Source organism: Celeribacter neptunius (genome assembly GCF_900113955.1).
Lineage (GTDB): Bacteria > Pseudomonadota > Alphaproteobacteria > Rhodobacterales > Rhodobacteraceae > Celeribacter > Celeribacter neptunius.
Window position 1 is genome coordinate 103,458 of record NZ_FORH01000010.1, and the last position, 22,158, is coordinate 125,615.

20 protein-coding genes are annotated in these 22,158 nt (G+C 57.7%); 11 read left to right on the plus strand and 9 right to left on the minus strand.

The window, feature by feature from the left end; translation table 11 throughout:
• Nucleotides 1-84: 84 nt before the first annotated feature.
• Nucleotides 85-915, minus strand: coding sequence for an EF-hand domain-containing protein (locus BM151_RS21910; RefSeq protein ID WP_229861857.1), 831 nt, complete (start codon nucleotides 913-915; stop codon nucleotides 85-87).
• Here BM151_RS21910 and BM151_RS20250 point away from each other — a divergent pair.
• From BM151_RS20250 to lgt, 8 genes are all read left to right on the plus strand, one after another.
• A complete protein-coding gene (locus BM151_RS20250; protein WP_009573615.1) occupies nucleotides 877-1,599 on the plus strand; it encodes a response regulator in 723 nt (240 codons plus the stop codon). The two genes, BM151_RS21910 and BM151_RS20250, sit on opposite strands and share 39 nt — an antisense overlap.
• Nucleotides 1,596-2,981 (plus strand): ATP-binding protein, encoded by a 1,386-nt coding sequence (locus BM151_RS20255; RefSeq protein WP_028095414.1) that lies wholly within the window; start codon nucleotides 1,596-1,598, stop codon nucleotides 2,979-2,981. Before BM151_RS20250 ends, BM151_RS20255 begins: the two co-directional genes overlap by 4 nt.
• 22 nt (nucleotides 2,982-3,003) lie before the next feature.
• On the plus strand, nucleotides 3,004-3,303 hold the full coding sequence (locus BM151_RS20260) for an SHOCT domain-containing protein (RefSeq protein WP_198431755.1): 300 nt from the start codon (nucleotides 3,004-3,006) through the stop codon (nucleotides 3,301-3,303).
• Nucleotides 3,304-3,350: 47 nt separating this feature from the next.
• Complete coding sequence (locus BM151_RS20265; protein WP_028095416.1) at nucleotides 3,351-5,351, plus strand: heme lyase CcmF/NrfE family subunit; 2,001 nt, start codon at nucleotides 3,351-3,353, stop codon at nucleotides 5,349-5,351.
• 3 nt (nucleotides 5,352-5,354) lie between these two features.
• The gene (locus BM151_RS20270; protein ID WP_038068298.1) at nucleotides 5,355-5,915 is read left to right on the plus strand and encodes a DsbE family thiol:disulfide interchange protein; all 561 of its coding nucleotides are present in this window, start codon (nucleotides 5,355-5,357) and stop codon (nucleotides 5,913-5,915) included.
• 1 nt (nucleotide 5,916) lies between these two features.
• Nucleotides 5,917-6,387: a cytochrome c-type biogenesis protein gene (locus tag BM151_RS20275; RefSeq protein ID WP_028095417.1), complete on the plus strand. Its 471-nt coding sequence runs from the start codon at nucleotides 5,917-5,919 to the stop codon at nucleotides 6,385-6,387.
• On the plus strand, nucleotides 6,384-7,547 hold the full coding sequence (gene ccmI / locus BM151_RS20280; RefSeq protein WP_038068299.1) for a c-type cytochrome biogenesis protein CcmI: 1,164 nt from the start codon (nucleotides 6,384-6,386) through the stop codon (nucleotides 7,545-7,547). Before BM151_RS20275 ends, ccmI begins: the two co-directional genes overlap by 4 nt.
• A gap of 97 nt (nucleotides 7,548-7,644) precedes the next feature.
• Nucleotides 7,645-8,550, plus strand: coding sequence for a prolipoprotein diacylglyceryl transferase (lgt, locus tag BM151_RS20285; protein ID WP_028095401.1), 906 nt, complete (start codon nucleotides 7,645-7,647; stop codon nucleotides 8,548-8,550).
• 57 nt (nucleotides 8,551-8,607) lie between these two features.
• Here the strand turns inward: lgt and BM151_RS20290 are convergent, their stop codons facing one another.
• From BM151_RS20290 to BM151_RS20330, 8 genes are all read right to left on the minus strand, one after another.
• Nucleotides 8,608-9,090: a c-type cytochrome gene (locus BM151_RS20290; RefSeq protein ID WP_028095400.1), complete on the minus strand. Its 483-nt coding sequence runs from the start codon at nucleotides 9,088-9,090 to the stop codon at nucleotides 8,608-8,610.
• Between the two features lie 121 nt (nucleotides 9,091-9,211).
• A complete protein-coding gene (locus tag BM151_RS20295) occupies nucleotides 9,212-11,572 on the minus strand; it encodes a copper-transporting P-type ATPase (RefSeq protein ID WP_009573624.1) in 2,361 nt (786 codons plus the stop codon).
• 65 nt (nucleotides 11,573-11,637) lie between these two features.
• A complete protein-coding gene (locus BM151_RS20300) occupies nucleotides 11,638-12,528 on the minus strand; it encodes a ribose-phosphate diphosphokinase (RefSeq protein ID WP_009573625.1) in 891 nt (296 codons plus the stop codon).
• On the minus strand, nucleotides 12,528-14,042 hold the full coding sequence (locus BM151_RS20305) for a thymidine phosphorylase family protein (RefSeq protein ID WP_009573626.1): 1,515 nt from the start codon (nucleotides 14,040-14,042) through the stop codon (nucleotides 12,528-12,530). The genes BM151_RS20300 and BM151_RS20305 overlap by 1 nt, the downstream gene beginning before the upstream one ends.
• Entirely contained in the window at nucleotides 14,039-15,424 is a 1,386-nt protein-coding gene (locus BM151_RS20310) for an MBL fold metallo-hydrolase RNA specificity domain-containing protein (RefSeq protein ID WP_090062987.1), read from the minus strand. The genes BM151_RS20305 and BM151_RS20310 overlap by 4 nt, the downstream gene beginning before the upstream one ends.
• A 33-nt stretch (nucleotides 15,425-15,457) precedes the next feature.
• A complete protein-coding gene (locus tag BM151_RS20315; RefSeq protein ID WP_229861855.1) occupies nucleotides 15,458-16,639 on the minus strand; it encodes a YncE family protein in 1,182 nt (393 codons plus the stop codon).
• A gap of 562 nt (nucleotides 16,640-17,201) precedes the next feature.
• The gene (locus BM151_RS20325) at nucleotides 17,202-19,382 is read right to left on the minus strand and encodes a protein-disulfide reductase DsbD family protein (RefSeq protein ID WP_090062989.1); all 2,181 of its coding nucleotides are present in this window, start codon (nucleotides 19,380-19,382) and stop codon (nucleotides 17,202-17,204) included.
• A 251-nt stretch (nucleotides 19,383-19,633) separates the two neighbouring features.
• Complete coding sequence (locus BM151_RS20330) at nucleotides 19,634-19,930, minus strand: DUF2933 domain-containing protein (RefSeq protein ID WP_009573635.1); 297 nt, start codon at nucleotides 19,928-19,930, stop codon at nucleotides 19,634-19,636.
• A 163-nt stretch (nucleotides 19,931-20,093) separates the two neighbouring features.
• On the opposite strand from BM151_RS20330, the gene BM151_RS20335 reads away from it, so the two are divergent.
• From BM151_RS20335 to BM151_RS20345, 3 genes are all read left to right on the plus strand, one after another.
• Complete coding sequence (locus tag BM151_RS20335; protein WP_009573636.1) at nucleotides 20,094-20,657, plus strand: L,D-transpeptidase; 564 nt, start codon at nucleotides 20,094-20,096, stop codon at nucleotides 20,655-20,657.
• Between the two features lie 29 nt (nucleotides 20,658-20,686).
• Entirely contained in the window at nucleotides 20,687-21,151 is a 465-nt protein-coding gene (locus tag BM151_RS20340) for a c-type cytochrome (protein WP_009573637.1), read from the plus strand.
• 426 nt (nucleotides 21,152-21,577) lie between these two features.
• Nucleotides 21,578-22,150: a c-type cytochrome gene (locus BM151_RS20345; RefSeq protein WP_009573638.1), complete on the plus strand. Its 573-nt coding sequence runs from the start codon at nucleotides 21,578-21,580 to the stop codon at nucleotides 22,148-22,150.
• The last annotated feature ends 8 nt before the right edge of the window (nucleotides 22,151-22,158 follow it).

Sequence of the window (22,158 nt, forward strand, 5' to 3'; positions counted from 1 at the left end):
GCCCTCTCGATCTTGTTCAGGCAAACCCAAAGCGCCGAACCGTTGACGGGCTTGCCTGAATGGGGAAATTCTGAACGACGGGGTTCAGTTGTCTTGGTCCGTCATCATTCCGGGATTTGCTGTCATACCCTGTGCCATGTTGTCGGCAGGGGCGACTATTTCGCCTTGAGAAATCTGGCCGTCGCCATCAGCATCGAGCATCTGGAAACGATCGACCATGGTCTCGCGCATCGCCTTGGCGTGAAGCGACGCGAATTCGTCAATCGAGAGCGTGCCGTTACCGTCGGCGTCATAGTCCGACAGCATCGACTGAAGGCCCTCATGCGCCTCTTCGGGAGACACTGCGCCGTTTCCATCCATATCGAACATTGACATCATGTTGCCCCCCATCATCGGGAACATACCTTGACCGGTTGTGCTTGGTCCCATGATGCTGCCGTTTCCGCTCATCATGCCCGAATGCATTTGCATCATCATGCGCATCATGCCGTGCATCATCTGAAGATGCTCGGCCATCTGACTGGGATCCATCATGCCGCCACCCATCAGCATTCCGGGCCCGCCCGTCCCTGCCATCGGTTGAGCAAGTACATTGGGAGAGACGCTTTCAGCGCCCGCAGCTTGGTGATGGCTGTCATCGGCGAGCGCAGCACCTGCTGTGAGAACGGCAACCAGAAGACCGGTAGAAATTTTTGTTGAGTAGGACATTTTGAAGCCTTTCCTTCTTTTGACCTCATACAACTTGGCATCAAACATTTGAATGTAAGGACGTACACCCGTGGATTTGTATCCGTCTGTCGCAATGGACAGGGGCTGATACAATTGGCGACAAAAAGGAACCTGACCGTCTGATTTCCAATGCTTTAGAAGGGCCCCATGCAACACGCGCCACATATTCTCGTCGTGGATGACCATGAACAGATCCGGAAAAGTGTAACCCGCTATCTGGAAAAGAATGGCATGCGAGCAACCGCTGCCAAGGATGCGGCGGAGATGGACGCGAAGCTGGCTGTCGGAAGCTTCGACCTACTGGTCCTGGATATCATGATGCCTGGCGAGGATGGCCTTTCCGTTTGCCAACGTCTGTCAAGCGAAGGGCGACTGCCGATCATCATGTTGACCGCGCTCGGTGAAGATGCGGACCGTATTGTCGGTTTGGAGATCGGTGCGGACGATTATCTTCCCAAGCCGTTTAATCCACGCGAACTCCTTGCGAGGATCAAAGCCGTCCTGCGAAGAAGCGAGCACAAAGAAGCCTTCACCGGATCTCTGAGCGGCCGCAAAGTCCGCTTTGCACACCTTACCTTGGATGTAGACCGGCAGGTGCTTCTCGACGACGCGGGACAAGAGACCGCTCTTACGGTCGCAGAATTCAAACTGCTGACGGTCCTTCTGGAGCGCCCTCGGATGGTGTTGAGCCGCGATCAGTTGCTAGATCTTTCTCAGGGCATTTCCGCTGGTCCGTTGGACAGGAAAATTGACAACCAGATTTCGCGCCTTCGGCGAAAGCTCGAGCCCGACATTCTCCGTCCACGTATTATCAAGACGATCAGAAGCGGCGGCTACTGCCTGTCGGTCGACGTCGAGGTGTCCGAATGATCTGGCGGCTCCTACGATCTCTCCGGATCCAACTCGTTCTTCTCATCATTATCGCGTTGGGGATCGCACAGTTTGTCAGCCTGTGGCTCTTCGCCGATGAACGAAGCCTCGCCATACGGGCTGCTCTTGGGTTTGAGGCAGCTGGACGAGCGGCAAATGTTGCGCGCTTGATTGAAGAGGCACCCGCTGACCTGCGCCCATCAATTATCCGCGCGGCGAACTCGCCCCTTGTTCGCTTTGACCTCGGGACGAAGCCGCTTGTGCAACATAGCGACCATTCGGATGGCGGGTTGGTTGAAACCCGCGTCCGCGCACTCCTGAACGACAGCTACAGTCGCGACATTCGTGTAGAGCTTCACCAGATCCAAGGCGCGATCCTGCCGCTACCGAACCTGTCGCACGAAATGACCGAGATGCACTTGGCCATGATGCGAGGTGAACTGTCCGCTATCGAGATGAACCTTTCAATTTCGATCGCCGGTGGCCAGTGGTTGAACGTAAGTACGCGCTTTGAGCGTCCGCCGATCCAGTGGCCGCTTTATTCCATGCTGACATTTGGTCTGACGGCAATGGCCCTGTTGGTCGCAGTGAGCTGGTTTGTCATGACCGGACTGCTGGGCCCTCTGCGGCGATTGGCCGGGGCGTCGGAACGATTGGGGCGTGGAGAAGACATAGACGCGTTGCCAGAACGGGGACCCCAGGAGGTTCGGGAGCTGACCGCTGGTTTCAACCGCATGCAGGACAGGCTGACACGGTTCGTTGCCGACCGAACGAGGGTTCTGGCGGCCCTTGGACATGATCTTCGATCTCCGCTTACCGCAATGAGAGTACATTCAGAAATGGTAGAGGAAGACGAAACCCGAGAGAGTCTCGTCGCAACCGTCGAAGAAATGCAGTCGATGGTGGAAGCAACCCTTACCTTCGCGAAAGGTCTCTCAGGGAACGAACCAATGCAGGATGTTGACCTGCAATCGTTCCTAGAAGCTCTGCGGGGGGATATGGTCGTACCGTTTGTGCTCTCTGACGGCCCCGAAGTCACGGTTCGATTGCGCCCCAATGCCATTCGACGGGCATTGCGAAACGTGATCGAGAACGCGGTGCGCTACGGCGGGTCCGCAACGCTGGGCTGGATATCAGCCGATGGGGAAATAGAAATTTCCGTCACTGACAGAGGGCCGGGGATTCCAACCGCAGAATTGGAACGCGTATTTGACCCATTCTTCAGGCTTGAAGAAAGCCGATCTCTGGAAACCGGCGGGCATGGGCTGGGCCTGTCGATCGCAAGGTCCATTCTTCGCGCGCAGGGTGGGGAGATCAGTCTGGCGAACCACCCGGACGGCGGGCTTATCGCGACAATTCGATTGCCAGTTGCTGAAACATGAAATGACAGAAAAGGAAACCGACATGCTTAGACTTACCAACACAACCGCAGCATTCACGCTGTTCGCGACGGCCGCCATGGCGGACCCAGGCGGAGATTATTACGGCCACATGTGGGGCGGTGGATTTGGAATGCTGGGAGGGCTGATGATGATCGTGTTCTGGGGCGTGATTATTGCGCTGATATTCTTCGCCGTTCGCTGGTTCAGCGAAAAGGACCGTGTTTCCGGGTCTAGTGCTCAGGACATTCTCAGGGATCGCTTCGCGCGCGGTGAGATTGATGAAGACGAGTATCGCAAGCGCAAGGCCGCTTTAGACGACTGAGAAACTGATCACCAGTCGATCCCACTGCCAAAGATCATGAGGCTCCTATGACCCCGGAACTCGGCCATTTTGTGCTGGCCCTCGCATTGGCGTTGGCCATCGTCCAATCGACTATTCCTCTTTTCGGCGCGGCCCGGGGCAATCTTCTCTGGATGCGTTCAGCCCGGTCAACTGCTTTTGGGCAGGTCGTCTTCGTCGGACTTGCCTTTGCCGCCTTGATGCGCGCTTTTGTTGTCTCTGATTTCACTGTTTTGAACGTCGCGAACAATTCGCATTCGCTGAAACCAATGATCTTCAAAGTCGCGGCGACTTGGGGAAGTCATGAAGGATCGTTGCTGCTCTGGGTCTTCATTCTGACCATCTTCGGTGCTGCGGTTGCTGCTTTCGGCTCAAACCTACCGGAAACACTTCGAGCGCGAACTTTGGCAATGCAGGCATGGATCAGCGTCGGGTTTCTGTCCTTCCTTCTCTTTACATCCAATCCGTTCGAGCGCGTCTTTCCTCCGCCGCTTGATGGCGCTGACCTCAATCCTCTGCTCCAGGATATCGGCCTCGCGATGCACCCGCCGCTGCTGTATTTTGGATATGTCGGCTTCTCGATCGTCTTTTCGTTTGCAGCCGCAGCCTTGATCGAGGGACGGATCGACACAGCCTGGGCAAGATGGGTTCGACCCTGGACACTGGCCGCGTGGATCAGCCTGACTGCGGGGATAGCTCTCGGATCGTGGTGGGCATATTACGAACTGGGTTGGGGTGGATGGTGGTTCTGGGACCCGGTTGAAAATGTCAGTTTTATGCCCTGGCTTCTCGGGACAGCACTTCTCCATTCGGCGATTGTCACTGAAAAGCGTGACGCGTTCAAAAGCTGGACAATCCTGCTCGCGATCTTGACGTTTTCGCTGTCACTCCTCGGCACATTTGTGGTTCGGTCTGGCTTGCTGACCTCTGTGCATGCTTTTGCCGTGGATCCGGAGCGAGGCCTATACATTCTTGGCCTGCTTGCGATTTCAATTGGTGGCTCACTTGCACTCTATGCGTGGCGGGCGCCAATGATGGAAGGTGGCGGGTTGTTTAAGCCGATTAGTCGAGAGGCAGGGTTGTTGCTAAACAACCTGATCCTGGCTACAGCGACTGGCACGGTTCTGTTCGGTACGCTTTATCCGCTGTTTCTCGAAGCCGTTTCTGGTGACAAGATTTCCGTCGGTCCGCCGTTCTTCAATGGCGCGTTCGTACCAATGATGCTCCCCTTGGTTTTTGTCATGGGTCTCGGGCCGTTTTTGTCCTGGAAACGAGCCGATCTGGTCGGAGTGCTTCAACGTGTCCGCTTCGTGGTGGTGCTGGCGGTGCTGGCAACGCTCGCAATTTGGTATTTCGCCAAAGGCGGGCCCGTGTTGGCATATCTTTCGATCCTCATCGCGCTTTGGTTGTTTTTTGCTTCCTTACGTGAATGGGCGCTGCGGGTTCGTTTGTTCGAGGTTCCGCTCCAGGAAAGCATCCGGCGTGCCCGCAATTTGCCCCGCGCGGCGCATGGAATGACGCTCGCTCATGCGGGAGTTGCGGTCTTGATGATCGGCATGATTGGCTCTTCGGTTTGGAAATCTGAAGAGATCGCATTTGTAGAGCCCGGCACGAGTGTCAACATTGCGGGATTTGATGTCACATTTGAAGGTGTGCAGCGCGTTCGTGGCCCGAACTATATTGCGGATCAGGGAACCCTGCGCGTCGAAAGGGGCGGCTCTTTCGTGACGGCTCTCAAACCTGAGCGGCGCAGCTATCCGGTCGCACAAAGTACGACAACAGAATCGGCGATACGGTCAACCCTGGCGGGAGACCTATACGCTTCGATCACGGAACCCTCTCTGGACAAAGCCGAAGAGAGCGGTGCCTGGACTCTGCGTATTCTCTATGAGCCATTCGTCGGCTTGCTTTGGTTGGGTGCGGCCATGCTTGTCATAGGCGGCAGTCTGTCCTTGTCCGATCGCCGCTTCCGTGTCGGGGCACCCCAAAGCTCCAAGGCACGATCCACGAAACCGGTCGCAGCGGAGTGAGCAATGAAACGAGCTGTAGCGATTATTCCCTTGGTACTGGCAGTGATTGTCGGCGGATTTTTCTTGTGGGGCCTGAATCCCAATCGTGACCCAAGCGAGATTCCTTCGGTTCTCATTTCTCAGCCAGCTCCCTCGTTCAATCTCGGGCCGGTGCCGGGTCTTGATGTACAGGGACTGTCTCGGGAAAACCTGCTCGGAAACCCAACGCCAGTCGTCGTCAATGTCTTCGCTTCCTGGTGCGTTCCCTGTCGTGCCGAACACGCGGTTCTGAGCGCTTTGGTTGAGCGCGATGGCGTGCGTTTGTTCGGGATCAACTACAAGGATCAACCCGCAGACGCGGTCAATTGGCTTCGAAATCTCGGGAACCCGTACGAACGTATTGGCTCGGATCTGTCAGGTCGTGCCGGGATCGAGTGGGGGATTTCGGGTGTGCCCGAGACATTCATTGTCGGAGGCGATGGAACGGTGCTCTACCGATACGTCGGCCCGATCGTCGGTGAAGAGGCTGTATCAGCCTTTCGCCAAGCTCTCCGACAAGCGGGTGTGTTAGAGGAGAGGAGCTGACATGCGTAGTTTCTTCCTTGTGTTGGCACTCATCATGCCAATGTCTGCGCAGGCTGTTGAGCCCGACGAAATCCTCTCCGATCCAATCCTCGAGGCTCGGGCACGGGAGGTTTCCAGGCAGCTTCGCTGCGTAGTTTGCCAAAATCAGGATATTGACAGCTCGAACGCCGGCGTTGCGCGCGACCTACGACTTTTGGTCCGGGAACGGTTGGTTGCGGGTGACACGAACGAAGATGCAATTGCTTTCATCCAAGCGAGATACGGCGACTACGTTCTACTGAAGCCTCCGTTTAAACCCGAGACCTACGCTCTCTGGTTTACCCCCCCACTCCTTGGGCTCTTGGCTCTGGGGATCGGTGGCGGCATCCTGATGGGCTCTCGAAAAAGAAAAAAAATCGCAGACCTGAGCGATGACGAGGAGGCCGAGGTCGCACGCATTTTCACTTCATCCAGCGAAGGGGACCACCGATGATATGGATTGCAATGGCAGTCCTCGCCTTGACTGCCTCAGGGATTGTTGCGGCTTCGGCGTGGAAGCCTGCCTTGGTGCAAGGTCCGGCCGAAGACAGGACTCTCGCAGTTTTGAAGGACCAGTTGTCTGAAGTCGATCGGGATGCTGAACGCGGCCTGCTTTCAGTCGCAGAGGCGCATGCGGCGCGACAGGAAATCAAGCGGCGGGTTCTCTCCGTGGGGAGAGTAAAAAACACCGGGGAATCCAGCGGCGGCGGCAGGGTCATACTCATGGCTGCTGCGGTCTTTGTGCCGCTGTTCGCGGCGGGGTATTACAGTTTTGCTGGAGCGCCAAACCTATCCAGCATCGCTTTCGAGGATCGCCAGGCAGAGGTCGCGCAAAATCGTGAAATCGAAGCGTTGGCGCAGAAGCTATTGCAGCGGTTGCAGGCGGATTCAGAAGGCGGAGCCTTGGAGGGCTGGATGCTCCTTGGACAGACCTTCATGAAATTGGGCCGCGCTTCGGATGCCGCATCGGCCTACGAGCGTGCAACACAATCCATGAATGCCGATTCTGCTGTGTTTTCGATCTATGCGGAAGCTCTCATCGTTTCCGAACAGGGGATCGTGACACCCCAAGCGAAGCGGGCCATTGCAAGAGCACTTGAGCTCGATCCGACCAATCCTGCTGGAACTTTTTACGATGCTGTCGGGCTTGCGCAAGCGGGTGCGAATGAGCAGGCCTACAATCGTCTTCTCACGCGATTGGACGAAGTGGATGGGTTCGCACCCTGGATGGAAACATTTGTCGCGGAAGCAAACCGGATAGGTGCGGCACTAGGCCGAGCGCCTATCAGTTTGTCGGATTATGCTCCAGTAATGTCAGGCAATTCGCCCGGCCCCACTGCTGCAGATGTCGAAGCGGCCAGCCAGATGGATGATGTCGATCGAGATGCATTTATCCGATCCATGGTGGAACGTTTGGCAACACGCCTTGAGGCTGAACCAGACGATATCGATGGATGGATGCGTCTTGGCAGGGCCTACAGGGTGCTCGGCGAAACTGACCTCGCCTTGAACGCGTACAGTCGAGCCAAAGAGCTATTGGTGCCCGTTTCCTCCGAAGACCCGCGCCAAAGTGTCATTTTGCAGTCCTTGGAAGAACTCCAGTCGGGCCAATAGCCCGCGGAAGCTTCACTCGCGATGAACAAACCATGAGAGAGCACGAACGGCGTATGTGCACGATCCGACCTCACCCGAATGACTAGAAAGAATGTCCATGCCTTTGTCCGCACTTCCGTTCCCAAATATCGGGCCGGATATATTTTCGGTTGAGATCGGCACGTTTACGTTGACTCTCCGCTGGTATGCGTTGGCCTATATCATCGGCCTTCTCGTCGGCTGGAGAATTTGTGTTGCCACGGTCAAACGCGCCGCTCTGTGGCCTGCATCGGGCGCCCCGCTAACACCGCGCCAAATTGAGGATCTTTTGACCTGGATTATCATCGGGGTGATCGTTGGCGGGCGGTTAGGGTTCGTGATGTTCTATCAGCGCGGGTTCTATCTTGCCAATCCGTTAGAAATTCTGAAGGTCTGGCAAGGGGGAATGTCATTTCATGGTGGGTTTGCTGGAGTAACCATTGCCGCGCTTGTTTATGGCATCCGTCAGCGTATGCCGCTCCTGAGCATGGCTGACCTTCTCGCTCTGGCAACGCCTCCGGGCTTGTTCTTGGGCCGGATCGCAAATTTCATAAACAATGAACTATGGGGCCGCCCATCGGACATGCCCTGGGCCGTCATATTTCCCGGTGACGCAGCGCAATCATGCCCGGGAATAACCGACATTTGCGCACGGCATCCTTCGCAACTGTACGAAGCCCTTTTGGAAGGCCTGTTGCTTGGCTTCGCTCTCCTATTCCTTGCGTGGCGGCGCGGATGGCTTAGGACACCAGGGGCAATTTGCGGGCTCTTCCTGGCCGGATATGGTTTTGCGAGAAGTTTTGTAGAGTTGTTTCGCCAGCCCGACGCTCAATTCGCAGACGTGAACAATCCGATTGGGTATGTTGTGCAGTTTGGTGACTGGGGGCTTACGATGGGGCAAGTCCTTTCCTTGCCGATGTTAGCCGCGGGATTTGGATTACTTTGGCTGGCGCAGAAGCGGTCCGCCATAGGATCGGCATCTTAGGGCGCAAATGAAACTTTCGACGCATTGCCTTATTCTACTGCGATATCCCCTGACGCTTCAGTCGTGATCCTCCTCACCCATTTGGTGCATCATTTCTTCAATCTTTTCGGGGATGTCGCCGGCAGAGAATGCCTTCTGTTCTTCGGAATCGTGAACGAACGCGATGATATCGGCAAGCTCCTGACCTGTGAATTCAATTTGCCCGCCGAGCTCATCCTCTTGGGCAGCGACCATCGCCGGCGCGCCGCGCCACATTCGGGCGGCAAATTCAAACGGGTTCATTGGCAGGTCCATATACGCTGCATCAAGGGCGGGGGCATCCTCGCCTCCGACCCCGTTGATAGAATGACAAACGACACAGCCTTTCGAGGCGAACAGCGCACGCCCCTTGGCTGCATCCATGTTTGGCAGGAACAGTCCGGAGCTCATCATCTGACTCATCGCCCCATTATCTGTCATATGCCCGCTGTCTTGGGCGCCGACTGGCAGCCCCCACACCACAGCAATGGCTAAGATCATCTGTCTGGAAATGTAGGTCATTTTGGTCTCCTTGGTTTGCAGGTGATTGTCTGAACGCTGTTGCCCCTTCTCCGGCGATGGATTGTACCCAATACTGTTTATTGAACGGTCTGATGGACCTCGCGATCGTTCTTGTTTCCCCTCAAATCTGCGCGCGCCGTAGCCGAAGGGAGTTTAGGACGACCGAGATTGAGGAAGCGCTCATGGCAAAGGCCGCAAACATCGGACTGATCAAGATCCCGAGGAATGGGAACAAGATCCCCGCAGCGACGGGCACGCCCGCAGTGTTGTAGATCAGAGCAAAGAACAGGTTCTGGCGTATGTTCCGCATGGTCGCGCGGGCGAGTTTGCGCGCACGCACGATACCGTCGAGGTTCCCTTTGACGAGCGTGAACCCTGCGCTCTCAATGGCCACATCGGCGCCGGTGCCCATGGCAATCCCGACATCGGCCTGAGCCAGGGCAGGTGCATCGTTGACACCGTCGCCGGCCATGGCAACCTTGTGCCCCTTGGCCTGAAGTTCCTTGATGATCTTCGCTTTGTCTTCCGGCATCACATCGGCGCGGATCTCGTCGATGCCTAGACTGGACGCGACGGCCCTAGCGGTACGCTCATTGTCTCCCGTCGCCATGATAATACGGAACCCAAGTGCGTGCAGTTCCTTCAGGGCGGCCGGTGTGGTCGCCTTTACCGGGTCTGCGACGCTGACAAGACCGGCAACGTCATTCTCGACGACGACAAACATAACCGTTTCGCCATTATCCCGACGGGCATCCGCCTTGTCCCGAAGCTCTGCTGCATCAAGTCCGAGGTCAGTCAGGAGTTTCACGTTGCCGAGCGCCACTACCCGCCCGTCCACCGTGCCTTTGACGCCCTTGCCGGTGACCGCCTCGAAGGCGTCGGCTTTTGCCAGGTCGACGCCACGCTCTTCAGCACCGCGTACGATGGCTTCCGCGAGAGGATGCTCGGAGCCGCGTTCCAGCGATGCGGCAAGCCGAAGCACTTCTACCTCATCGTGACCCGGTTCAGGGTAGACGCCGACAAGTTTCGGCTTGCCTTCCGTCAGCGTGCCGGTCTTGTCGACGATCAGGGTATCGACCTTCTCGAACCGTTCCAGTGCCTCTGCATTCCTGATCAGGACACCCGCCTGCGCGCCGCGCCCCGTCGCCGTCATGATAGACATCGGTGTCGCAAGGCCGAGGGCACAGGGACAAGCGATGATGAGAACGGCAACGGCCGCAATAAGAGCATAGGAAAGGGCCGGGACCGGGCCCCAAATGGCCCAGCCAATGAAGGCCAGCACGGCGATGCCAATAACTGCAGGCACGAAATATCCGGAGACCTTGTCGGCGTATTTCTGGATCGGCGCGCGAGACCGCTGCGCATTGGCCACCATCTCGACGATTTGGCTCAGCATCGTGTCGGCGCCGACGCGCGTCGCCTCCATGATCAGGCTGCCGGTTCCGTTGATCGTGGCGCCCGTTACAGGGTCTCCTCCGACCTTTTCTACCGGTACCGGCTCGCCCGTGATCATGCTTTCGTCAACTGAGGACCTGCCTTCGACGACCATACCATCGACCGGCACCTTGTCACCGGGTCGCACACGTAGTCGGTCGCCGACCTGGACCTGTTCCAATGGAACCTCTTCCTCGCTTCCGTCGTCGCGGATAATACGTGCCGTCTTGGCGGCCATATCCAGAAGAGCACGGATCGCCTTGCCAGTGCCTTCGCGAGCGCGCAGCTCCATCACCTGTCCCACAAGGACCAGCGTGACGATCACAGCCGCCGCCTCGAAATAGACGCCGACATGCCCTTCGGCATCCCGGAACCCATCGGGGAATATGCCCGGTGCCAGGACGGCGATGATGCTGAACAGCCATGCGGCGCTTACACCCATGGCAATGAGACTGAACATATTGAGGTTCCTTGTCCGGAACGAGTTCCAGCCACGAACAAGGAAAGGCCAGCCGGACCAAAAGACAACGGGTGTCCCGAGCGCGAGTTCGACCCAGAGGGTGACGCGTTCACCGAATATCTCGCGCACCCCGCTCAGGCCAAGATAGGGGCCCATGGTCAGCACAAGGAGCGGTACGGTCAAAATGGCCCCCACCCAGAAACGACGGCTGAAGTCCACAAGCTCCGGGTTCGGGCCTTCCGCTTCCATGGCGGCCGATTCCAGTTCCAGCCCCATACCGCAGATCGGACAAGACCCGGGATGCGTCTGGCGCACCTGAGGGTGCATCGGACAGGTATAAACCGGGCCAGTGTAGTCGTTGGGAACCGAGTCCAAGTGGTTTGGCTCCACCGCGTCGCCCGTGTGCTGATGATGGGCGTGGTGTTGCGAGGGCTCGCCCTCCGGCACCAGATGCATCTGGCATTTCGGGCAATCTCCCGGTTCGGCGCGGCGTACCTCGGGGTGCATCGGGCAAGTGAAGACCGTGCCCGCGTAGCCAGAAGGAACTTGATCGTCAGATCCGTTGGCATGTTCGTGATGGTTGTTCATTCGGGGATCCTTTCCCGTATTTCTAGCTCATTGCCTCAAACCTAATTCTTCCAGTAACTGGAAGGTCAAGTGGCGCATTGAGCAACTTTCATTTCTGTCGCTAACAGCTCGCCGACGCAGACTGCGTTCGTTGAGTGTGGAATCGTATCGGTACTGACGATCCGCGCGGCACCGGCATGGCGGATTGCTTCCTCTGCGCCGTGTGCGAAAACCGCGTGGATAATTACGCAAGTCGCAGGTCGGGCACCGGCCTGCTCGAGTTGTTCGAGCGTTCGGATCAGCGTGTGTCCGGACGAGGCGATATCATCGAGGATCACGGGTGTCCCCTGTCGGAAAACGGCGCTGCCCGGCAGGCTGATCTCGACCTGCCGATCCCCGGAGCGATGTTTTGTCAGCACTTCGTAGGGGCGTCCGGCGAGCCTGGCGACTTCAGCCACCCATTGCTGGCTTTCGCTGTCAGGCCCAAGGAGCACGGCCTCTGGAACGTTCGCCGCAATCCAGTCGGCCAGCAGAGGGGCTGTGGCGACACGATATGCGGGAATGCGGAACAGCGCTGAAAGGCTCGGGTTGCGATGCAGATGGGGGTCAGCGGTCATCACCCAGTCGAAACATTCATCAAGAAATCCCGCGAAGATCGGGGCGCTCACAGCTTCGCGTGGATGAAACCGCTTGTCCTGGCGCATGTAGCCAAGATAGGGCGCGACCAGCCCCACACGCGCGGCCCCAAGTTCGCGCGCCGTCAGAGCTGCGAAACGCAGAGGCAACGCCAGCCGATCAGGATCGCGCAACGTGGCGAGGAAGGCGATTTCGCGTCCTGCAGGATCGCCGCCGAGCTTCACGAGGGTTTCACCATCGGGAAAATGGTGCAAGTCCACCGGCTGGATTTCGGCACCGGATGTCGCCGCCATTCTGCGCGCCAATGGCTCCATGCCGGGAAAGGGGGCGATAATGGTCATCAGTTTGCCTCCTCAATTGTGCAAAGTCCCAATTGCGCCTCGGCATAGGAGCGGGCGTATTCCAGTTCTCCCAGCGTTTCGGCGTGGATCTCGAACAGCGGCTTGCCAAATTCGATATGGTCACCGATCTGGACCAGAAGGCGCAGCCCTGCGAGCTGCTGCCGCGGTGCGCCGGCGAGTTTCGCTGTGCGCGCGATGCGGCGATTGTCAATCGCAATGAGGCGCCCCGCCGTGCGGGAGGTGATCACCGCATGATAACGCGCCTCACCGGGCTCAGTGAAACCGCCTTGTGCATCGCAAATCGCAATGAACTTCGCCTCGGCAGCGCCGCTGTCGAGCAGCTGTGCGGCCACCTTTCGCCCGCCCGCGCCGCCCGTCTCGGGGACAAGGTCCAGCAGCGCTCCAGCGATGTCGAGTGCACGGTCGCGCAGGTCGACAGGGAAGTTCTCGTTGCGGCGTAGCACGGCAAGGACATCTTGGGCTTCAAGTGCGGGTCCAATTCCGCGTCCGACAGGTGCAGTCCCGTCGCTTTGATGGATCGAGAGCGTCAGGCCGATGGCCTTGCCAACGGCGCGGAGCCGCTCTGCCAGCGCAGCGGCGGTTTCCGCCGAGCGGACCTTGGCCGTTGGTCCGACGGGCACATCGATCAGCACGCGCTTCGCACCGACCGCAGCCTTCTTCGACAAGACGCTCGCCACCAGCTGTCCGTCGCTGTCGAAATCGAGTGGCCGTTCAATCCGGATCAGAACATCGTCCGCAGGGCTGAGAGCGAGGTTGCCCCCCCAAACGATGCACCCGCCCTCAGCCTCGACGACGCGTCTCAACGCGGGGATGTCGAGCGAGACGGGAGCCATGACCTCCATCGTGTCGGCCGTGCCTGCGGGGGAAGTGATCGCGCGAGAAGAGGTCTTGGGGATCATCAGCCCCGCCGCCGCGATGATCGAAACGATGATCGGCGTGGTGCGGTTTCCTGGAAGCCCCCCGACGCAATGCTTGTCGTAGATCTCGGCGCCGCCCCAATCCAGCGTTTCGCCCGCCGCCTGCATGGATCGGGTCAGTGCGATGGTTTCCGCAATCGAAAGCCGGTCGCCCGCGCAGGCGGTGATGAAGGCTGCCAGATCGAGATCGGAGAGACGATGATCGAGGACGTCACGAATGATTGCGTCGAACCTTTGCTGCTCAAGGGTTTCTCCATAGACCTTGGCGCGGATCGCTGAGACGGAGTCCGGTGGCTCCGGGTGCGTAAAACTTGCCCGGTCCCCCGGTTGGGGCTTCAGGGCGGCCCAGGCTTCTTCCGACAAGGCGGCAGTGTCGTCGGGCAGCCAGTCGCCATTGGTCAACACGTTCAGCGTGGCAATCACCGACCTGTCGCCGAGCGTGACCTCGATCCGGGTCAGGGCTGCGAAGCCTTCGGCGCGGCAGACGTGGCAGTCTTCGCGCATGAAGACAACGGGTTGCCGGTAAGTGTCGATCCCCGCGCGGGACAGGGCGAGCGTATTGTCGATTTCTGTCATTTTGGATTGTCCAGCCGGATCGTTTCGAGGTGTTCGGGGGCGCGGGCAGGCCAGCCGAGTTCATGTTCGATCCGCCAGCGCAGCCGGTCCGAGGCAGAAGGTTCGCCGTGAGTCACATAGGTCATGCGCGGCGCGCGATCCGACGCGCGCATCCAGGCCAGCAACTCTTCGGCATCGGCATGTCCGGAAAAGGCTTCGAGCTGGATCACCTCTGCCCTGATCGGGAAATCTCGACCGAACATGCGCAGACTGTCCGCGCCAGCGGCCAGTGCCGCCCCGCGGGTACCGCCAGCCTGAAAGCCCGACAGCAGGATTGCGTTGCGCGGGTCGCCGCCGAAGCTGGCGAGGTGATGCAGGATCCGCCCGCCGGTCAACATGCCGCTCGCCGAAATGATGATCATCGGGCCATGCTGCGTGTTCAGCTTCTTCGACTCCTCGACCGAAGTGACCCGCTTGGCGATCTGGAACATCGCAAGGCAATCCTCCCAGGCAACGTGATGTTCTTCGTGATGGCCGTGGTAGATTTCGGTCGCGTCGATCGCCATTGGCGAGTTGAGATAAACCGGCACATATGGGATCTCGCCGCGGTTTTGCAGGCGTGCAATGTGATACATAAGCCCCTGCGCGCGCCCAACCGCGAATGAGGGGATGAGAACCGTACCGCCCCGCCCGAAAACACGTTTCAGGATTGGCAGAAGCTCTTCCTCCGCGTCGATGGCTGCGTGATGGCGATTGCCATAGGTGGATTCACAAACCAACACGTCCGCACCTGAGAACGATTGTGGTGGTCGCATCAGTGCGTCGTTCTGTCGGCCGAGGTCGCCACTGAAGTGGATTGTCCTTCCTGGCAGTCTGATACGGATCTGCGCCGCACCGAGCAAATGGCCCGCCGGGATGAACTCTGCGGATATTCCGTCACCAACATCGACTGTGCTGTTGAAGGGAACTCTGTGCAAATGCTCAAGCGCCGCCTGAGCATCTTTCAACGTGTAGAGCGGCTTGGGGTTCTTGTGCTTGGAGTATCGGTGCCTTTTGGCAAAACGTGCCTCCTCTTCCTGGATATGGCCGCTGTCCGGCAGGATCAGGCCGCAGAGTTCCTCCGTCGCTTCGGTACACATCACCTTCCCTCGATACCCGCCGCGGATCAGCGCAGGCAGATAGCCTGAATGATCGAGATGCGCGTGCGTCAGAAGTACGGTGTCAATGGTGGTGGGGCGTACCGGAAACGCCTTGCGGTTGCGGTCCCGCAGCGATTTGAAGCCTTGAAACAAGCCACAATCAACTAGAATGCGGCGATCCCCGGTTTCAATCAGATAGCGCGATCCGGTTACTGTTCCGGCGGCTCCCAGAAAACGAAGTGTTGGGCGAGTGTCCTGTGCCATGATCCTGTGCCTTTCATTCCCATCGGCAGCCCTTCAGGGAAGCGCCACCATCTGATGTCCTTCTCCTTCGACAGAAACTGTTTCACGCGTTTGCAGTGAGCTGGTATCGATGAGCCAAACCACGGGCTCTGCACGGCTTGAGACATAAAGGATGTCGGAGCCTGGAATTACCGTCAGGTGGTAGGGTTCTGGTGCAAGCGTGGCTGTGCGCACTTCCCCGGTAGCGAGTGCAACTGAGGCGAGTTTGTCCTCTCCCCTACCCGCGACGAACAAAGTTGCCCCATCATTTGACAGCCCCAGTCCATGAATCTCGCCGCCAATTTCGAAGGTCCGCAGCTTTTCACCGGTACTCAAAGACAGTTCCAGAACCTGACCTGCGTCCGCGTCTGCGACAAAGAGTCGATCAGTTTCGGGCGAAACCGCCATATGTTCCGGGGTGTCACCTGCAATGAAGTTGCGACGAACGATACCCCGCGACAGATCTACTTCGCTGATCGTTCCGTTACCGGTGTTGGAGACGTAGACGAGATTTGGATCAGTTCCGAACGCTGCATAGTTCGGCATCGATCCAGTCGGGACAAATGCCGTCATGCCGAAAGTCGCCAAGTCAATCACCGATATTCCGTCACCTGCCGGATGGGTCGCAACGGCAAAGCGTCCATCAGGGGAAACTGCCGTATGATGTACGGCACCCGGCACCTCTATCCGGCGGAGGATATCGCCACTTTTTGCGTCCAGAATCGAGAGAAGACTGATCCCGGCATCCGGTGGCCCCATTGGCGCGGCCTTTGGTGCGTGGTGCGCGGCGTGATCGTCTGCAGACACGGTGGAGGGCTTTTCTAGCGACGCGACATCCTCGCGCGGGATCTCCGAATAGCTGCCGGCGACCAGATACGGCACGCCGGGTGCGCCTGCGAGACCGTGGACCGCCTCGACATCATTGATCCGACGCAGGACTTTTCCAGTCTCCGCCTGAACCATCAGGACTGAATTGGCGCTGCCCTCTGGAATGAAGACCGTAGGCGGAGCGGCCAAAGCTGGTGCTGACACGAACAAAGTGGCGAGCGTATAGGCGATGCGGGACGACATGTTCATTTTTGGAACCTTTATCTGGTCGAGATCATGCGGTGGCCGTGGCGAGGGCAGAAAACCGGCGGATCCACGGTTGATAGGAGCGAATGAAGTGAGGAGCGCGGTCAGGTAGAATCCGGACATCCAGACTACGAGCCTGTCGAAAAACCTAAGCGTCACGATTGGCGTAAAAGCCGAAAGGGAGGCGCTTCGCTACCTCGCTGACTGGAATGCTCAGAAGAGAATGGGGACGTGTATGAATTCGTCATCGGCGAAAGACGCCGATTGCCGCCACGACATTACCATTCGCGTGCTACGGTTCGAAACTACTGCGCTGACAAGCCCGTTAGGGATCAGAGCAGCGGCGCAACCGGGATGAATTCCGCAATCCGCGTCCAGAATAACGTGGACGGAGGAATTTGCGTCGGTGACCTGAACAATCTGCGTCTCTAACCCGGCAGGCTCGCCCTCATGCGCATGCAAACCATCGGCAATGAGACCGAAAAACAAGGCTCCGATCAATATCAGGACGAAGCTGACGCGAATACGCGACACTCTTCTGACATCGATATGTGGCCTTGATCGCATGATTTGAGTCCTTCCTAGGTGATTATAACACGCTATCCAGATGGTGTGGTTGATCTAAATCAGGGCGTTAAATGCTGCCTGACTCGGCGTCCTTGATGCGCAGCTTAGGCGAAATTACTCAGTCGGCACTTTGCTCCAAAGTGTTTCCAAATCTGGAAACCTTCACATCGTCCTCGATGAGCGTTGCTTGAGCGGCCCCCGGACGCGCCGCGTGCAGAGCAGCAAGAACATCCTGAGTCGACAATATTTCAGATAGGATAATTCCTTCGGGAGCAGACGGCCCATAAACCGCGTTGAATGGAATGCCGTAACGGTTGTTGGTCTCCAAAAAACGGGTGATCGCGTCATCTGGGCGGGTCCAGTCGGCCAGCATCGGCGTGACACCAGAGCTGTTCAATGCCGAAAGAACCGGGTCGCGTTCAAGAACGAGCGCCTTGTTGGCTTTGCAGGTCAAACACCAATCGGCGGTTACACCGACAAAAACGACCTCTCCGCGTGATACTCGACGGGCAATATCGCCGCGGTCAAATGTGACCCAGGCAATTTTTCCTGCTTGGGCATCGGGTGCGGCGGGTGTTGCCAAGAATGGCGCGGCCGCGACCGCGAGTGCCGCCAGCGCCAGCCCAAAGGGCCAGCGAAGAGATCTTGGCACCCAGGGCGATGCCGCTATGAAGAGCATAACCGCACCGAGAGATGCAACTGTTAGGGCCGCGCGCGATCCAGCAACGCCGAGCAGGACATAGAACAGCCATGCCGCGGTACCCATCAGGAGGATGCCAAGGCCGGCTTTCAAGGCGATCATCCAGCGGCCGGGCTTGGGCACGAACCGAACAACGTTCGGCACGATGGCCACCAACAGATATGGGCTGGCCAGACCTAACCCGAGAAAGGTGAAAACGACAGCGATGTCTATCACCCGCCCCGCAAGTGCGAATGCGATAGCTGTTCCAAGAAACGGCGCGGAGCAGGGAGTAGCCATGACCGCCCCGAAAAATCCGGTGGCAAAATCCGCTCCATACCCGGCCGTACCTCCTGCTTTCATCAACCGCGTTGTCAGGGCGGCAGGCAAAGAGAATTCGAACAGTCCAAACAGGTTTGCGGTGAACAGACCAAGGATCAGGAGCATCAGAACCAGGAACGTTGGGCTCTGGAACTGGAGCCCCCAACCGACGGCAACGCCAATCTTTTGCAATGCGAAGAGAACAGCCGCGAGTGCCCACATAAAGACCATGACTCCGGCGGCGGCGGCCAAGAAGCCTGCCCTGACTTGGGCATTGCCGCGTCCTTCGGATTTCAGGGCAGAAGATAACTTGATCGACAGAACAGGAAGCACGCAAGGCATGGCGTTCAGGATCAAGCCCCCAAGAAAAGCGATGATGGCGATCCAGATCACTTGATCAATGCCGGGGACCACCCGATCAATACTGAAAGGGGGAGTTGGGGCGGTTGTTGCCCGATCTGGCGTGACGGTGAGGGCGTGATCCGGCCCGTCCGTCACGGTTACCCGTGGCGGCGCGTCTGTATCTGCCATGTAGGCAAGAATTGGGAATTCAGCCCAAAGCGTTCGCCCGCTTGCCCCAAGGCGAATGTCGGGCTTCCCCAACGTGTTGCCATCACCAATTTCAGGAAAGACGTCCGGGGTTTTGAAGGCAGTCGTGGCAGCTATTTCTATCGTTAGGCGGGTGAAATCATCGTTTATATGGGATGTGGCGGCGGTCACGCCTGCCGCTCCTCCTTCCGCCGGAACGCGTGCGAGAAATGCCCCGATACGATTAGCCGAGACTTGATCGATTGAGTTCCCCTGAGGCAACGAAAGTGCCAAGTCAAAATCCTGGGGGACACAAACTGCTGAGCAGGTCAAGAGCTTGACGTTTGCTCTGAGTTCGACAGGTTCCCCAGGATCCTTCAGGGTGATCTGAAGTGGAAAGACAACCTCATCATGATAGCCGAAGTTTTCGATGCCAAAGGCAGTGAACCGCTCGGGCGCAGGCCATAGGAAATCAACGCCCGCGACATTCGTCGACCCGCTCCAGTCGATCTGTGGCGGAATGCCAACCTCGCCAGGCGAACGCCAATAGGTTTTCCATCCGTCAGCAAGGTTCAGATCCAGACCGGCGGAGAGCGTTTGAGCTTCGGCGGAAACGGCATCCTCGGCGGAGATCAGCCGCGCTTCCACCGCAGTGACCTTGTGGGCGACTGATACCTCGGCCGTTGCAGCAAAGGGGATCAAGAGCCAGAACATTGCGGCAGCGAGGGTACCGCAGAAAGCAAGACGGATTGGCGAGCGCCAGATGGTCATCGCACTATCTCCAGGCTTTGAACTTGAGTGGCAACAAAGCCTGATCGGCCGTTTACACAATCCAACTGGCCCACACCGTTGGAGATAGGCCCTGCCAGACGACATCCATTGGGCAGCTCCAGCTCTGGTGACTTTGTCGACAAAGTTGGCGGCGGGTTTGTCGGGCACAGGACTGGTCCGCCGGAACAAGCGCTCACGAAAATCGCTCCCAAGAAGACAGTCGCCAGCCGCGCTCTTGTTCTCATTTCGACTTACCGCCGGACGGCGCTGTCGGTCATATCTTCAATCAGCACTGGCTGGGGGGCGGTCTTCTTGTGCTTGTCGCTTCCATGGCATGAACGCCCCATCATCTTGTGCATCACAAAATGGGCGCCAACGCAGAGCACCAGAGGCGCAAAGACGGTAGCGTTTGCCCAAAGGCCTGCGACGGTGCCTCCGCCAATCAGGAAAGCTGCGATGGGTAGAAGCATGACAGCACAGCAAGCCATCATGCCCCAGTGCATCAACTTTCCGTGGCGATTGCCACCTGACTCGCTATCCTCTTGCATGGAATCCACCTCTGATTTTGGTCAACGTATCCTGTTTAGCTTGATCTCCCGCTGGAAGGTCAAGGATACACTTCGATACAAATCTTGCGGCCTGTTGCGGTTGAGATTCAGCCCCATCTGAGCAATGCCTGTCTCGTCCAATTGAGTAACCAAGGACGAACAAATGGCAGAGAGACCGAGTTTGAACAGGCGGAGCCTGATTGCAATTTCAGGCGCATTCTTGATGACCCCCCACACTCTCCGGGCGGAAGAGGCTGGTGTGGTAAGACGCAATATCTCGTCGTTCGTTCTCCACAATTGGCGTGATCACTTTGACCGTCTCGGGAAGGGCATCATCATTTCGGATACTGTCACAAAGGTGCTCCAACACTGGACAGAAGATGAAGAGATGCGGATTTACCCGACCTCTGTTCCCTTGACTGATGAATTGACGAAGCGCGGGTATACAGAAGTTGTCGAGAAACGGGAAAATCCAGGTTGGGCGCCGACCCCTTCAATGCGTGAACGCAACCCGGAATGGCCAGCCTATGTGCCTGGAGGAGATCCCTCCAATCCTTTGGGAACGCGTGCGCTCTATCTGTCGTGGCAATACTACAGGATCCACGGAACTCAAGACACGCGGAAAATCGGGCGTAGATCATCAAACGGCTGCATCGGCCTTTACAACGAACATATAGAAGAGGTCTTCGACCGCACGCCGGTCGGGACGCAGGTTAAGTTGATCTGAACGGATCACATGCAGGAGAGTAAAACACTATGAATTTCTGGGGATGGTTCGTTGGCGGGTTCTTCGTGCTCGGCCTTGGAGCGGTCGGTTGGCAGGCGTTGCAGCCGGCCCCGGCGCAGACTGCTCAAGGACACTCAATGGTTCCGCCGGACACGAGCGGCATACCTCAGGGCGCGCCCATTGCCAATGTACTCCTTCCAGCTGAATTCTCTCCGCAAGCCCAAATGGGGCAACGCGCGTTCGAGGCAAAATGCGCCAGCTGTCATGGTGAAAATGCCGCAGGCCAGAATGGGGTCGCTCCTCCGCTTGTTCACAAAATCTACGAGCCGAACCACCATTCGGATGCCGCGTTCCTGAATGCGGCGCAAAACGGCGTCCAATCTCATCACTGGAATTTTGGCAATATGCCTCCCGTTGAAGGCCTCACCCAAGGTGATGTGAAGATGATTGCGGGATACGTGCGCGAACTGCAGCGCGCGAACGGGATCAACTGACTTTGGTCGCCAGGCTGAACATATTCCGTAGCGCGATCCAGATTCTCCTGTTGGTCTCGATCGCGTTATTTGTCGTCCTCCCGGCGGGATCTCTCGATGCAATTGGCCATGAAACGGTCGCTGCCAAAGTTTCCGAACGAAGTGCGCAAAAACATCAGACCTCTCATGAGGAAGATGCAGATAATCTTCTCCCCGGGCATTGCGATCCGGGGCCGGACTGCTCGAAAAATATGGTAATTGTCATTTTATCAGCTCCGAGAGCTTCGACCAACTTGTCGCAATTGCCTCGCGAACATCCAGATCAGAGCTTTTCTAACCGGAATGTCCTAAGGGACACCCCGCCTCCCAAACACCTATCCTGACCTAGGGGCAACCACGCCTCATCAAATTAAATCTATCAAGCATGGAAATACAGGATACGGAACGATGAAAAGCAAACTGATGATCGGCCTCTTGGCTGGAACGACAATGGCCGCAGCTGCATTTGCACATGGTGGCGCGGAAGGTGTCGTCAAAGAACGCATGGACGGCATGATGGCCATGGGGCAATCGGTCAAAGAACTGGCTCCGATGATGCGTGGTGAAATCACCTATGATGCTGAAGCTGTTCGTACGGGAGCACGCGTCTTTGTCGAACATAGCGAAGGCATGACCGAATTGTTTCCCGAAGGGTCTGCTGGGAAACCGTCCGAAGCAAAGTCCGAGATCTGGTCGGATTGGGAAGAATTCAGTGCGCTCGCAGAGCAGCTCAAGGTGGTTAGCGAAGGTCTTGCCGAGGCCGCCGACAACGGGCTTATGGCGTCAGGTGCGGGAATGGATGCAGGCTCCATGATGGGCACGCAATCCCCCGGAAGCATGATGGGAGCTTCGTCCATGATGGGAACTTCGTCAGGAAGCCCGATGATGGACTATGCCTCGATGCCCGCAGATGGGGCATTCAACATGGTGACCCAGACATGTTCGGCATGTCACGCGAAATTCCGCTACGAGGCGAAGTAAAGATGTGC

What these genes read in the sequence shown, in the direction of transcription:
- BM151_RS20250 (WP_009573615.1), top strand. Translation starts at nt 877, where the DNA reads ATGCAACACGCGCCACATATTCTCGTCGTGGATGACCATGAACAGATC.
- BM151_RS21910 (WP_229861857.1), bottom strand. Translation starts at nt 915, where the DNA reads ATGGTCATCCACGACGAGAATATGTGGCGCGTGTTGCATGGGGCCCTT.
- BM151_RS20255 (WP_028095414.1), top strand. Translation starts at nt 1,596, where the DNA reads ATGATCTGGCGGCTCCTACGATCTCTCCGGATCCAACTCGTTCTTCTC.
- BM151_RS20260 (WP_198431755.1), top strand. Translation starts at nt 3,004, where the DNA reads ATGCTTAGACTTACCAACACAACCGCAGCATTCACGCTGTTCGCGACG.
- BM151_RS20265 (WP_028095416.1), top strand. Translation starts at nt 3,351, where the DNA reads ATGACCCCGGAACTCGGCCATTTTGTGCTGGCCCTCGCATTGGCGTTG.
- BM151_RS20270 (WP_038068298.1), top strand. Translation starts at nt 5,355, where the DNA reads ATGAAACGAGCTGTAGCGATTATTCCCTTGGTACTGGCAGTGATTGTC.
- BM151_RS20275 (WP_028095417.1), top strand. Translation starts at nt 5,917, where the DNA reads ATGCGTAGTTTCTTCCTTGTGTTGGCACTCATCATGCCAATGTCTGCG.
- ccmI (WP_038068299.1), top strand. Translation starts at nt 6,384, where the DNA reads ATGATATGGATTGCAATGGCAGTCCTCGCCTTGACTGCCTCAGGGATT.
- lgt (WP_028095401.1), top strand. Translation starts at nt 7,645, where the DNA reads ATGCCTTTGTCCGCACTTCCGTTCCCAAATATCGGGCCGGATATATTT.
- BM151_RS20290 (WP_028095400.1), bottom strand. Translation starts at nt 9,090, where the DNA reads ATGACCTACATTTCCAGACAGATGATCTTAGCCATTGCTGTGGTGTGG.
- BM151_RS20295 (WP_009573624.1), bottom strand. Translation starts at nt 11,572, where the DNA reads ATGAACAACCATCACGAACATGCCAACGGATCTGACGATCAAGTTCCT.
- BM151_RS20300 (WP_009573625.1), bottom strand. Translation starts at nt 12,528, where the DNA reads ATGACCATTATCGCCCCCTTTCCCGGCATGGAGCCATTGGCGCGCAGA.
- BM151_RS20305 (WP_009573626.1), bottom strand. Translation starts at nt 14,042, where the DNA reads ATGACAGAAATCGACAATACGCTCGCCCTGTCCCGCGCGGGGATCGAC.
- BM151_RS20310 (WP_090062987.1), bottom strand. Translation starts at nt 15,424, where the DNA reads ATGGCACAGGACACTCGCCCAACACTTCGTTTTCTGGGAGCCGCCGGA.
- BM151_RS20315 (WP_229861855.1), bottom strand. Translation starts at nt 16,639, where the DNA reads ATGTCCGGATTCTACCTGACCGCGCTCCTCACTTCATTCGCTCCTATC.
- BM151_RS20325 (WP_090062989.1), bottom strand. Translation starts at nt 19,382, where the DNA reads ATGACCATCTGGCGCTCGCCAATCCGTCTTGCTTTCTGCGGTACCCTC.
- BM151_RS20330 (WP_009573635.1), bottom strand. Translation starts at nt 19,930, where the DNA reads ATGCAAGAGGATAGCGAGTCAGGTGGCAATCGCCACGGAAAGTTGATG.
- BM151_RS20335 (WP_009573636.1), top strand. Translation starts at nt 20,094, where the DNA reads ATGGCAGAGAGACCGAGTTTGAACAGGCGGAGCCTGATTGCAATTTCA.
- BM151_RS20340 (WP_009573637.1), top strand. Translation starts at nt 20,687, where the DNA reads ATGAATTTCTGGGGATGGTTCGTTGGCGGGTTCTTCGTGCTCGGCCTT.
- BM151_RS20345 (WP_009573638.1), top strand. Translation starts at nt 21,578, where the DNA reads ATGAAAAGCAAACTGATGATCGGCCTCTTGGCTGGAACGACAATGGCC.